This window comes from Streptomyces sp. NPDC048696 (assembly GCF_043198895.1).
Lineage (GTDB): Bacteria > Actinomycetota > Actinomycetes > Streptomycetales > Streptomycetaceae > Streptomyces.
Window position 1 is genome coordinate 340382 of record NZ_JBICVJ010000006.1, and the last position, 12175, is coordinate 352556.

General features: G+C 72.8%; 9 protein-coding genes. 5 read left to right on the forward strand and 4 right to left on the reverse strand.

Features of this window, described 5'->3' with window-relative positions; genetic code table 11:
• The first annotated feature begins 1 nt into the window (after position 1).
• Positions 2–1411, forward strand: coding sequence for an amino acid permease (locus ACGFRG_RS15530; RefSeq protein ID WP_393264169.1), 1410 nt, complete (start codon positions 2–4; stop codon positions 1409–1411).
• A gap of 104 nt (positions 1412–1515) precedes the next feature.
• Entirely contained in the window at positions 1516–3093 is a 1578-nt protein-coding gene (locus ACGFRG_RS15535; RefSeq protein WP_393264171.1) for an alpha/beta hydrolase, read from the forward strand.
• Positions 3094–3108: 15 nt separating this feature from the next.
• Here ACGFRG_RS15535 and ACGFRG_RS15540 read toward each other — a convergent pair whose 3' ends face one another.
• A complete protein-coding gene (locus ACGFRG_RS15540) occupies positions 3109–4182 on the reverse strand; it encodes a type III polyketide synthase (RefSeq protein ID WP_361419485.1) in 1074 nt (357 codons plus the stop codon).
• Positions 4183–4480: 298 nt separating this feature from the next.
• Complete coding sequence (locus tag ACGFRG_RS15545; RefSeq protein ID WP_393264174.1) at positions 4481–7396, reverse strand: glycoside hydrolase family 2 TIM barrel-domain containing protein; 2916 nt, start codon at positions 7394–7396, stop codon at positions 4481–4483.
• A 207-nt stretch (positions 7397–7603) separates the two neighbouring features.
• On the opposite strand from ACGFRG_RS15545, the gene ACGFRG_RS15550 reads away from it, so the two are divergent.
• Positions 7604–7984: a nuclear transport factor 2 family protein gene (locus ACGFRG_RS15550; RefSeq protein WP_361419479.1), complete on the forward strand. Its 381-nt coding sequence runs from the start codon at positions 7604–7606 to the stop codon at positions 7982–7984.
• A gap of 37 nt (positions 7985–8021) precedes the next feature.
• Here the strand turns inward: ACGFRG_RS15550 and ACGFRG_RS15555 are convergent, their stop codons facing one another.
• Together ACGFRG_RS15555 and ACGFRG_RS15560 are read right to left on the reverse strand one after the other, a co-directional pair.
• Entirely contained in the window at positions 8022–8825 is an 804-nt protein-coding gene (locus ACGFRG_RS15555) for a helix-turn-helix transcriptional regulator (RefSeq protein ID WP_361419476.1), read from the reverse strand.
• 3 nt (positions 8826–8828) lie between these two features.
• On the reverse strand, positions 8829–10295 hold the full coding sequence (locus tag ACGFRG_RS15560) for a glycosyltransferase family 87 protein (RefSeq protein ID WP_361419473.1): 1467 nt from the start codon (positions 10293–10295) through the stop codon (positions 8829–8831).
• A gap of 113 nt (positions 10296–10408) precedes the next feature.
• Between ACGFRG_RS15560 and ACGFRG_RS15565 the strand changes: the two genes are divergently transcribed.
• On the forward strand, positions 10409–11569 hold the full coding sequence (locus ACGFRG_RS15565; RefSeq protein WP_361419470.1) for a molybdopterin-dependent oxidoreductase: 1161 nt from the start codon (positions 10409–10411) through the stop codon (positions 11567–11569).
• Entirely contained in the window at positions 11569–12120 is a 552-nt protein-coding gene (locus ACGFRG_RS15570) for a hypothetical protein (protein WP_393264179.1), read from the forward strand. Before ACGFRG_RS15565 ends, ACGFRG_RS15570 begins: the two co-directional genes overlap by 1 nt.
• The last annotated feature ends 55 nt before the right edge of the window (positions 12121–12175 follow it).

A 12175-nucleotide genomic window follows, 5' to 3' on the forward strand; every position in this document is an offset into this window, starting at 1 on the left:
CATGACCACACAAGATTCCCAGAGCAAGCATGCCCGGCAATTCGGATTGCCGGTGGCGACCGCTCTGGTCATGGGCAACATCATCGGCGGCGGGATCTTCCTGCTGCCGGCGTCGGTCGCCCCGTTCGGCACCATCAGCCTGCTCGCCTTCGTCGTCCTGACGGTCGGCGCGATCGCGCTGGCGCTCGTCTTCGGCCGGCTCGCCGAGCGGCTGCCGCAGACCGGCGGCCCGTACGTCTACACCCGCGAGGCGTTCGGCGACTTCGCCGGCTTCCTCGCCGCCTGGTCGTACTGGATCACCACCTGGGTCTCCAACGCGGCGCTCGCCGTGGCGGCCGTGGGCTACCTCGACGTCCTGATACCGATCCACGAGTCCAAGGCGGCGACCATCGCGGCGGCCCTGGCGCTCCAGTGGCTCCCGGCGCTCGCCAACTTCGCGGGCACCCGCTATGTGGGCGCGGTCCAACTGGTCTCCACGGTCCTGAAGTTCGCGCCCCTGCTGCTCGTCGCCGTCGGCGGTCTGTTCTTCTTCGACCCGGCCAACCTCGGCCCGTTCCAGGCCGACGACCACAGCGCGATGGGCGCGGTCTCCGCGTCGGCGGCGATCCTGCTCTTCAGCTACCTCGGCGTCGAGTCGGCCGCGGTCAGCGCGGGCGAGGTCCGCGACCCGCGCCGCAACGTGGGCCGCGCCACCATCCTCGGCACCATCGGCGCGGCGCTGATCTATCTCCTGGGCACCCTCTCGGTCTTCGGCACCGTCCCGCACAACAAGCTCGTGGACTCCACCGCGCCCTTCACGGACTCGGTGAACGCGATGTTCGGCGGCTCCTGGGGCGGCACCGCGGTGGCGCTCGCCGCCCTCGTCTCCATGGTCGGCGCCCTCAACGGCTGGACCCTGCTGAGCGCCCAGACCCCGTACGCGGCGGCCAAGGACGGACTGTTCCCGCAGGTCTTCGCCCGCAAGAACCGGGGTGTGCCGACGGCGGGTGTCGTGGTCACGGTCGTCCTCGCCTCGTCGCTGACCGTCTACAACTACACGGTCGGCTCGAAGGGCGTCTTCGAGATGCTGGTCCTGGTCACCACGTTCACGGCCACGGTCCCCTATCTCCTGTCGACCGCCGCGCAGCTCTACTTCCTCGCGTCCGGCCAGTCCCACCGCGTCCACCGCGCCCGGCTGGTCCGCGACTTCGTCCTCGCCTCGCTCGCCGCCGGGTTCTCCCTGTGGCTGGTCGCGGGCTCCGGCTACGAGGCGGTCTACCAGGGCGTGCTCTTCCTCTTCGCGGGTGTCCTCGTGTACGCGGTGCTCGCGGCCCGCAAGGAGCGCCCGGACGCGGCCACCCCGGACGCGGGCGAGGCCGACGCGGCCGTCGTGGCCGAGCCGGTCGCCCCCAAGGCATCGGCGCTGCGCTGACCTGCGGGTCTCACGGTCGGTGACGGCTGCGCGCGAGCTGTCGTGCGGTACTCCGTTCGGCGGCTTACGTTTGCTGCGGGGGCTCCCCGACCGAAAGGTCTGCCATGCGCGGACGTACGACAGCGGGCGCCGCCGGGACCGCGATGGCGCTGCTCGCCCTCGCGGTCCCGGCCCTGGCGGACAGCGCGCAGCCCGACCTGACCCGCTTCTACGCCCAGCGGCCGGTCTGGGGCGCCTGCACGGTCAAGGACGCGCCCCAGGGCATGCGGTGCGCCGAGCTCACCGTGCCGATCGACTACGCCCGGCCCGCCGACGGCACGATCAAGCTGGCGGTGGCCCGCATACGGGCGGCCGGCTCGGGCTCGGGCGGTACGGGCACGGATGCGGGGCCGAGCGGAGCCGCGCCCGAGGCCACCGCGCCCAAGGGCTCGCTCGTCTTCAACTTCGGCGGCCCCGGCGAGTCCGGCCTCAAGGACCTCGGCGGCTTCCTCGCCGACACAGAAGGTCTGGCGGACCAGTACGACCTGGTGAGCTTCGACCCCCGGGGCGTCGGCCGCAGCGCCCCCGTGCGCTGCGGGACGGCGGCGGAGCGGGAGATCGAGAGCTCCGCCCCGGCGGACGACGCCGAGGGCCGCAAGCAGCTCGTCGCCGATCTGCGGTCGATGGCCCAGGAGTGCCGCAAGGCCACCGGCAAGCTGCTGCCGCACGTGGGCACCATCAACGCCTCGCGCGACCTGGACGTCCTGCGCCAGGCGCTCGGCGACGAGAAGCTGAACTACTTCGGCATCTCGTACGGCACCCGGCTCGGCGCGGTGTACGCGGCCCAGTTCCCCCACCGGACCGGGCGCATGGTGCTCGACGCCGTGGACTCGCTGACGGCCGACGCCGAACAGTCGGCGCTCGCCCAGGCCACCGCGTTCCAGCGCGGCCTGGACACCTTCCTGTCCGACTGCGCCCGCCAGGGCGCCGGCTGCCCGCTCGGCGCGACGACCGCGGCCGCGACCAAGACGCTGGACGCGACCGTCGCCCAGCTGGACCGGCAGCCCGCCAGCACCGCGTCCGGGGCCGAGTTCACCTCGGCCGACCTGCGCACCGCCGTCACCGACTCGCTCTACGCCGAGCAGCTGTGGCCGACCCTCGCGTACGGCATCTCGACCCTACGCGACAAGGGCGACCCGGCCGCGCTCGACCGGATCAACAAGTCGTTCGCGGGCGAGGACGCGCAGGGCAGGCGCGCCGCCGACGACAACGGCAAGGAGGCGCTGCTCGCCGTCAACTGCGCCGACGAGCCCAAGCGTCCCAAGGACCCGGCCGCCGAACTCGCCTCGCTGGAGCGCAAGTTCGCCAAGGCGTCCCCGATGTTCGGCCCGGAGCAGGTCGGCGCGGCCGTCTCCTGCACCGGCTGGCCCGCCGGCACGGACTACATCCGCCGCATCGACCGGACCGGCGCGCCGCCCGTCCTGCTGATCGGCACCAGGGGCGACCCCGCCACCCCGTACCAGTGGGCGGCGGAGACCGCCCGGCGCCTCGGCAAGGGCGTGGTGCTCACCTACGAGGGCGAGGGGCACGGCGGGTACACGGCCTCCCGGTGCGTACGGGAGCACGCGGACGCGTTCCTGCTCGACGGCACCCTGCCGGACGAGGGGACGTCGTGCGCCCGCCAGGCGCCCCCGGAGCACTGAGCCGGTTGCCGCGGATCAGTTGCTCATCGCCGCGACCGGGGCCGCGCAGGACCAGCGCCCGATCGCCGTCTCGGCCGTGATGCCCGGGCCGAACCCCGCGATCATGCCGCCCGCGCCGTCCGCCGCGCCGCCGTCGGCGAAGAGCCGGGCCAGCGCGTCGAAGACCACGGAGCTGGCGATGTTGCCGCGCTCGGTCAGTGTGGCCCGGCTGAAGCGGAACATCTCCGGCGGCAGGTCCAGGAAGTGGCACAGGTCGTCCAGAATGCGCGGCCCGCCCGCGTGGATGATGAAGAAATCCATCTGCGGGATCTCCCAACTGTGCTGCGCCACCAGCGTCTTGAGCGCGGGCGCCAGCATCTCCATGGTGCCCGGGACGCGCTTGTCGAGCAGGAAGTGGAAGCCGGTGTCGCGGACGGCGTACGAGATCCAGTCCTCGGTGTGCGGCACCAGATGCGAGCCGTTGCGCTCGATCCGCATCCCGGTGCCGCCCTCGCCGCGCACCACGGCCGCCGAGATCGCGTCGCCGAACAGACCGTTGGAGAGCAGCGAGCCGACGCCGATGTCGGTCGGCTGGTAGCAGAGCGAGCAGAACTCGCACGACACGATCAGCACATTGGAGCGCGGATACGCCGTGCAGAAGTCGTGCGCCCGGTTGATCGCCGCGCCGCCGCCCGCGCAGCCGAGCTGGGCGATGGGCAGCTGCCGGGTCTCGGTCCTGAACCCCATGCTGTTGATCAGCCAGGCGGTCAGCGACGGCATCATGAAGCCGGTGCACGAGACGTAGACGATCAGGTCGATGTCGGCGGGCTCCACCTCGGCGTGGGCCAGCGCCTGCCGTACGACATCGGGCACCCGCGCCTTGGCCTCGGCCTCGTACAGCAGGTTCCGTTCCTCGAAGCCGGGATGGCGCAGGGTGGCCTCGATGGGCTGGACGATATGGCGGGTGCGGACCCCGGTGTTCTTGATGAGCCGCAGGACGAGGTCCCGCTGCGGATGGTCGGCATGCGTCTCGCGGGCCAGCGCGAGCGTCTCCTCCTGTGTGATCACATGCTCGGGTACGGCTACTGCGGGTCGGCACAGGGTGGCCATGGGACTTCCTTGTCTCCTGCCGGGCAGCCGCCCGCGGTTCCCACGCGGGTGCCCCAGGGTGTGCGGTCGTGTCCGTGTCAGGTATCCCCGGGCATCGTCGGCGACATGTCCCCGAAAAGGGCATTTAACCGATTAGAGGGATATTCCGATACGGGCAGCTCACCCGGGTGGCCGGGACCGGTGGTGACCGCCCTGCGGACCCCGGAGACGGGGGCCCGCGCCCGGTTGCGGGATGAGGCCGAACGGGGTAGGGGCGGCTCGCGGGACTCCCCGGGGCCCGCGAGCGGCACGTCCCGTCTCAGCGCGGGAGTTGCGCGAAGGTGAAGGTGAACTCCGCTTCATCCGCGTGCAGTTGGTACTGCGGCAGTGGGCCCGGGCCGCAGGACTGCGAGCCGATGCCCTGCTGGCGGTGGTCGAGGTTGAGCCAGACGGTGTCGCCGGGCGCCAGGTCCGTCAAGTGCCCTGCGGCGTCGAGCTGTTCGGTCGTCCACCGCCGGGCCGTGAACCAGAACGGCGGCTCTCCCTCGACGCGCAGCCCGCCCACCTCCGCCCAGCGCACGTCGGCGCGGGCGCCGTTCTCCTGCGGTCGTACGTAGGGGGTCTGGAGCGCGTCCACATCCGAGTGCCACAGGCCGATAGCCGAGGCGGTCGCGGTGTCCGGATACGCCTCGCCCGGACCGCCGCCGAACCACCTCACCGGCACGGGCCCGCCGTCGCCGGACGCGGCGCCCGGCAGGCCGAGCCGAATGCCGAGCCGGGGCAGCGGCACCTTCCAGTCGCCCTCCGGGACGACCGAGACCGTCAGTCGCAGCCGGGTTCCGTCCGACGTCCAGCGGTACGCGGTGGCGAACCCCACCTCGCGGGCGGCGGGCGCCACCCGGGTGCGTACGACAAGCGCGTCGTCCAGCAACTCCACGGCGTCGAGCCGGTGTTGCATCCGGTGCAGCCCCAGCTCGCGCCAGAGCGGCCCGTAGCGCGGATCCGGCTGCCAGGACGCGCCGTTGTCGTTGTCGGTGGGCGCGCGCCACACATCGAGGCGCGGCCCGGCGACCGCCACCTCACCTACGGACCTGAGCGCACCGCTACGGGCGTCGAAGACGGCCGGGCCGAGCGTGATCAGTGCGCCGGACCGGACGGGGCGGGCGCCTGTCGCAGGTGACGTCAACCGGGCGCCGGATACGGGTAGTTGGGCCCATGCCATCACATGGCCCGGCGGCCCCCACGCCGTCCCGTCCGCGAGGACCGCCCGTATCGTCCACCGGGTCTCGGCGGTCCCGGCCGCCCCGGCCGGCGGTTCGGGGAGTTTCACCTCGACCCACTCGCCCGGGTCGAGCGCGGGCACCGCGAGGGTGCCGGTCGCCACGGGCTCGCCGTCCACCTCGTACGACCAGGTGAAGGCGAGGCCGCGCAGGTCCGCGAAGTCGTACCGGTTGGTGATCCGGGCCGTGCCCTCGATGGCGTCGCCCTCGATGCGCACCGGCTCGATCGCCTTCATGTACTCGATCAGTCCGGGCGACGGTGTGCGGTCGGCGAAGACGAGCCCGTCGCAGACGAAGTTGCCGTCGTGCAGTTCCTCGCCGAAGTCGCCGCCGTAGGCGTAGCCGTACGCCGGGTGGGCGAGGGCGTGGTCGATCCACTCCCAGACGAAACCGCCCTGGCAGCGCTCGTAGGTGTCGAAAAGACGCTGGTAGTCGGCGAGGCCGCCGGGTCCGTTGCCCATGGCGTGGGCGTACTCGCAGAGGATGAAGGGCAGTTGACGGCGCTTCAGAGTGCCGCCGTCCAGGCGTCGGCCGATCCGCTCGACCTCGGCGTGCGAGGCGTACATGCGGGAGTACAGGTCGGTGTCGCGGCAGTCGGGGTCGCCCTCGTAGTGCAGCGGGCGGGAGGTGTCGCGGGCGCGGATCGCGGCGGCCATGGCGGTCAGGCCGCGTCCGGTGCCGCACTCGTTGCCGAGCGACCAGACGACGACCGACGGGTGGTTCTTGTCGCGTTCGACCATCCGGGTGGCGCGGTCGAGCAGCGCCGGGGTCCAGCGGTCGTCGTCGACCGGGTTGTCGCGCCACTCCTGCTCGACAAAGCCATGGGTCTCCAGATCGCACTCGTCCACGACCCACAGCCCGAGCTCGTCGCAGAGGTCGAGGAAGGCGGGGTGCGGCGGATAGTGGCTGGTGCGCACGGCGTTGATGTGGTGACGCTTCATCAGGACCACATCGCGGCGCATGGTCTCCAGATCGAGGGCGCGGCCGTTCGTGGGATGGAACTCGTGCCGGTTGACGCCTCGGAACAGCAGCGGGCGCCCGTTGACCCGGAGCAGACCGTCCTCAACGGCGACCGTACGGAAGCCGATCCGCAGCGGGACGCGCTCGCCCGCCGTGGCAAGCACCCCGTCGTACAGGCGCGGGGTCTCGGCCGTCCACGGCTCGACCGGCAGGCTCACCGCGTCGCCGGTGGCGATGTCGATGCCGAGCTCTGCCACCATGACGCGCCCGGGGACCTCGGAGTCGACCCGCACGGTGCCCTCGCCGGTGCGGTGGTCGTACCCGGCGTGCACGAAGAAGTCCGCGACGCACCCCTCGGGCCGGTGCAGCAGGGTGACGTCCCGGAAGATGCCGGGCAGCCACCACTGGTCCTGGTCCTCCAGATACGAGCCCGCCGACCACTGGTGCACCCGCACCGCCAGCACGTTCCCGCGCGCCCTGAGCAGCGGCCCGACCGCGAACTCGTGCGCGAGCCTGCTGCCCTTGAAGTGGCCGAGCTCCTCGCCGTTCAGCCACACCCGCGCGCACGACTCGACGCCGTCGAAGCGCAGCACGGCCTCGCCGTCACCGGCGGGCGGCCAGTCGCCCGGCAGATCGAAGACCCGCAGATGGTCGCCGGTCGGGTTCTCGGTCGGTACGCGGGGCGGGTCGACCGGGAACGGATAGAGGTGGTTGGTGTAGATCGGCCCGCCGAAGGCCCCGTCGCCCTGGAGCACCCAGTGCCCGGGCACCCGCACCTCGTCCCAGCCCTCGGTGTCGTACCCGGGGGCGGCGAAGGCGTCGTCGTGGGCGTCGGCGGCCGCCGCGAGCCGGAAGCGCCACCGGCCGTTCAGCGAGAGCCGGGCGGCGTCCGAGGCGGCGTACCAGGCACGAGGCGGCAGCAGCGCTCGTCCGCCGCCGGGGGAGAGGGATTCGACGTAGTGGACGTCCGTGACGTCCAAGGCGCGGAGGGACACGGTCCGGAGGCTACGGCGGTGATCGTGCCCGCTACAAGGGGTCGGCGGGGAAGGGTAATTGGGTGGCGTACGGCATTACCTCGGCGGTAATCGACCCGGGGTGGGCCCCGGCGGCAAGGTTGAGCCATCGGGTCCCGGGCGGCGCACTCCGGTCGGGGCCCGGTCCGACCAGTGTTCTCTCCCGTCCTTGATGGAGGCTGATTCCCCATGTCCGACAACCGTTACGAGACCGCCGTCGCCCGCTACTTCGAGGCGTGGAACGCCACCGGCTCCGCCGAGGAGCTGGCCAAGGCGGTCGGCGCCGCCTGGAGCGAGGACGGCGGCTACACCGACCCGCTCGCCGACGTCACCGGCCACGACGGCATAGCGGCCCTCATCGCCGGGGCCCACCAGCAGTTCCCGGGCTTCGAGTTCCGCCTCGACGGGGGCGTGGACGGGCACCACGACGTGGCGCGGTTCCGCTGGGAGCTGGTGTCGGTGGCGGACGGCTCGGCGCCCGTCGCCGGGTCCGATGTGATCGCGCTCGCGGCGGACGGCCGCATCCGCACCGTGCACGGCTTCCTGGACCGGGTCCCGCCCACGGCCTGACCGGGACGGGTGCCCGCCCGCCTGTCAGGCGGGGAGGCTACGCCAGGGTCGTCTGGAGGTAGGCCGCCGTCTGCTTGTCGGCGGGCAGGAACGTCTCGATGGCCAGCTCCGACACGGTCACATCCATCGGGGTGTTGAACGTGGCGATCGTCGAGATGAACGACAGGACCGTCCCCCGGTGTTCGACGCGCAGCGGCAGCGCGAAGGGGAACAGGGCGTGGTCCGGGGTGTCGTCGTCCGCCGTGTCCGGCACGGGGTGCGCGGCGACCTCCTCGTACAGCGCACGGAGCGCGTCCGAGCGCATCAGGGCTATCTGGCGCTCCATCTGTTCCAGCAGATGTCCGCGCCACTGGCGGATGTTGCGGATGCGCGGCGCCAGGCCCTCCGGGTGGAGGGTCAGGCGCATCGCGTTCAGCGGGGGAGCGAGCAGCCGCTCCGGGACGCCTTCCAGGAGCATCGCGATGCCCCGGTTGGCGGCCAGGACGGTGTACGTCCCGTCGACTATCAGCGCCGGGAACGGCTCGTACCCCCGCAGCAGCCGCTCCATGCCCTCGCGCAGGGCGTCCATCGACGGGTCGTCCAGCGGTGTCTCGGTGAACTGCGGGGCGTAACCGGCCGCCAGGAGCAGGGCGTTGCGCTCGCGCACCGGGACCTCAAGGTGCTCGGCGAGGCGCAGGATCATCTCCTCGCTCGGCCGTGACCTGCCGGTCTCTATGAAGCTGATGTGCCGCGCCGACGAGTCCGCGCGCAGGGCCAGTTCCAACTGGCTGATCCGGCGCTGCTCGCGCCAGCCGCGCAGCATCGGTCCGACTCCGGTGTCGATCACGGCAGTTGTCGTCATGGTTCAGACAGTAACCCGGGCCACTGACAACGCCCGGCGCCGCAGCACCCACCCGGCGAGCGCGATCGCCGCCGCGACCGCGTAGGCCGAGGTGCGGACGAGGTCGAAGGAGTGCGGCATCGCCCGCGCGGTGACGTAGCAGACGGCGCCGGCGGCCGCGACCGCCAGCCATTCCCACCGGCCGTCCAGGGCGACCAGGGCGACCAGCAGCAGCGCGTACCAGGAGTAGCCCGGCGTCATCAGCAGGAAGGCCCAGCCGAGCACCAGCAGGGCGCCGCTCCACGGGCGTCGCGGATCGCCCCGGCGCAGCACGTACAGCACGACGAGCGCCACCACGACGAGGGCGCCGGGCAGCGCCCAGCCGTCCGGCAGCACAAGCCGGACCAGCCCGTACCGGCTGCGGGCCGAGGCGTCGTCGTACCCCTCCTCCTCCGCGTACCCGCCGAGATAGCCGAAGACGGACGCGTGCGAGACAAGGACGTACGGGAGGTAGGAGAGCGCGACGCATCCGGCCGTGGGGACGAGGACGCTCGCGGCGCGCCGCCAGTTGGGGCGCCGCCCGGCGAGCACACCCGAGAGCGCGCCGGGCAGCACCACGGCCGGGAGCATCTTGGCGGCGACCCCGGCCCCGATGAGCAGACCCCCGACGGCGTTGCCGCGCGCCCCGCGCAGCCTCGGCCAGACGCCCGCCACCGCCCCGAGGCCCGCCACCGTGAACAGCACCGCGAGCCCGTCCACATGCGCGTTGTTCACCGCCTCGATCGGCACCGCCGGGCACCACGCCCAGTACGCGGCCCCGCGCACGTCCCCGCGTCGGCGCAGGATCAGCAGCAGGACGCCCGTGGTGGCCACCGCCAGCAGGGCGCCGCCCACCTGGAGCGGCTTGTGGCGGGCGCCGGGGGGCGAGAGCTCATGGACGCCGAGGAAGTACACCTCGGCCACCGGCGGGTAAATCGTGTGCACCTTGGGGCGGTTGAGACGGGTGCAGCGGTCCGCCTCGCCGATCCCGGCGCGGTCCGGGCCCTTGCAGGCCGCGCCCGACGGGAAGAGCCAGGAGTCGCGCAGCCCCGCCAGCTCCCGGTCCGCCGGGACGTGGTCGTACGGGGAGATCCCGGCGGCCTGCACCCGGCCGTCCCAGGCGTAGCGGAACATGTCCGTGCTGGTGGTCGGAGGTGCGGCCAGGCCGGTCGCCGCGACCAGCACACCGCCCGCCAGGATCAGGCCCGTGCGGTGCGCGGCCGGGACCCGGCGCAGCGACCAGGCGGCGGCCGCGAAGAGCAGCCAGCAGGCCAGGTACCACCACGACAGCGCGCCGGGATGGCCGTAGTAGCCGTCCTCGACAAACGTCAGGGCCAGCACGGCGGCCAGCGCGACCAGCAGGGCGGCGGTCAGCGCGGTGCGGCGGACGGCGGTCGGTGCGGCCGCCGGGGCGTCGGCGGGCGGGGCGGTGGCGGTACGCGGAGCGATCACCCGTCCACATTCGCAGCCCGGGGCGCGTCCGGACGGCCCAGCGCACCACGCGTCCGAGAACCGTAAGGTGTCGGGAGCCCTGTTCAGGGCCCTGTGGGGGATGTCATAGAGCCATGAGGTCACGACTTCCGCTTCCCCCGCCGCCGACGGCGCTGCTCCCGAGGTTCCGGGGCAGGCTGCACGACAAGCGCACCGCGACGGCGATCGGCCGCCTGCTCGGCGTGGCCATGCTCGTCTGCATGGTCACTGGTGTGATCAGCCACTACCTCCAGCATCCGCCGAGCTGGCTGGCCGATGCGCTGCCCAGCGAGCCGAGCTGGGGGTACCGGCTCAACCAGGGCCTGCACGTCGGCGTGGGGATCGCGGCGATCCCGCTGCTCTTCGGCAAGCTGTGGACGGTCTACCCGAGGCTGTTCGTGTGGCCCGCGCTGAAGAACGTGCGGCACGCGCTGGAGCGGCTGTCGGTCGCGGTGCTGGTGGCGGGCGCGGTGTTCGAGCTGCTGACCGGCCTCCTGAACACGGTGCAGTGGTATCCCTGGCCGTTCAGCTTCGTGCCGGTGCACTTCGCCGTGGCCTGGCTGCTCACCGGGGCTCTGCTGCTGCATCTGTCGGTCAAGTGGCCGGACATCAAGGCGTACTGGTGGCAGCGGTCGGCCGCCACGCGCGCGTTGCCGGCCGAAGCGGAGAACGGGCCCGACCGGCGCTCGCTGCTCACCGGGCTCGCGGTGGCGGTCGGCGCGGTCACGGTCACGACGGTCGGCCAGAGTGTCACCCCGCTGAAAGACGTCGACCTGCTGGCGCCCCGCCACCCCGACCACGGCCCGCTGGGCGTGCCGGTCAACCGCACGGCGGCGCAGGCGGGCCTGACGCACGTGGACGCGGTCGCCTGGCGCCTCACGGTGGTCGGGCCGCGTCCGTACGAGCTGACCCTCGACGAGCTGGCCGCGATGGCGCAGTACGAGGTGGAACTGCCGATCGCGTGCGTCGAGGGGTGGAGCAAGAACGCGCACTGGACCGGGGTGCGCATCAAGGACCTCACCGAGCGGGCCGGGGCGCCCGGCGCCGCGCTGCGGGTGACCTCGCTGGAGCCGCACGGGGCCTACCGCGTGATGGACATGGGGCGCACCTACGCGCGCGACCCGCGCACCCTGCTGGCGCTGCGGCTCAACGGTCACACCCTCACCGCCGACCACGGCTACCCCGCCCGCATCATCGCCCCGAACCGGCCCGGGGTGCTGCAGACCAAGTGGGTCACGCGACTGGAGGTGCGGTGATGGTGACGCGGTACGCGGTGGGTGCGATCGGGGTCGGCCTGATGGGCCTCGGGGCGTTTCTCGCCTGGTCGCAGCAGCCATGGGACGTGGTGGTGTGGCTGGTGGGGGCGGTGGTGCTGCACGACGGTCTGATCACCCCGCTGGTGCTGCTGGTGGGCCTCGGGGTGGCGGCGACGCGGCCCGGCGTGCGCGGCCCGCTGCGCGCGGCGCTGCTCACCGCGGGCTGCCTGACGGTGATCGCCCTGCCGGACATCCTGCGACCGGGCCCGGTGGTCAATGTGACGGTCCTGCCGCTGGATTACGTACGGAACTGGCTGGTGCTGCTGGGAGTGGTGGTGGTCGTGACGGTGCTGGTGATGGTGGGGAAGCGGGGAAGGGGCGGGCCCGGCGCGCGGGCGCGTCGGCCCGGGCCGGTGGCGCCGAAGCCGGGTCCCGCGCCTGTGCCCCCCAAGCCGGGTCCTGTGGCACCGAAGCCCGGCCCCGGCCCGGTTGCCCCGAAGCCCGGCCCTGCCGCACCGCCCAAGGCGCCACCGCCCGAGGTGCAGTCCTGAGCGGTCCGCTGGATTTACGCGACCTTTCGGCTGCGGACCGTGCGTGGCCGGCCGC

Coding starts and splice junctions, on each gene's coding strand:
- ACGFRG_RS15540 (WP_361419485.1), bottom strand. CDS start 4,182: ATGGCCACCCTGTGCCGACCCGCAGTAGCCGTACCCGAGCATGTGATC.
- ACGFRG_RS15565 (WP_361419470.1), top strand. CDS start 10,409: ATGAGGTCACGACTTCCGCTTCCCCCGCCGCCGACGGCGCTGCTCCCG.
- ACGFRG_RS15530 (WP_393264169.1), top strand. CDS start 2: ATGACCACACAAGATTCCCAGAGCAAGCATGCCCGGCAATTCGGATTG.
- ACGFRG_RS15570 (WP_393264179.1), top strand. CDS start 11,569: ATGGTGACGCGGTACGCGGTGGGTGCGATCGGGGTCGGCCTGATGGGC.
- ACGFRG_RS15555 (WP_361419476.1), bottom strand. CDS start 8,825: ATGACGACAACTGCCGTGATCGACACCGGAGTCGGACCGATGCTGCGC.
- ACGFRG_RS15535 (WP_393264171.1), top strand. CDS start 1,516: ATGCGCGGACGTACGACAGCGGGCGCCGCCGGGACCGCGATGGCGCTG.
- ACGFRG_RS15550 (WP_361419479.1), top strand. CDS start 7,604: ATGTCCGACAACCGTTACGAGACCGCCGTCGCCCGCTACTTCGAGGCG.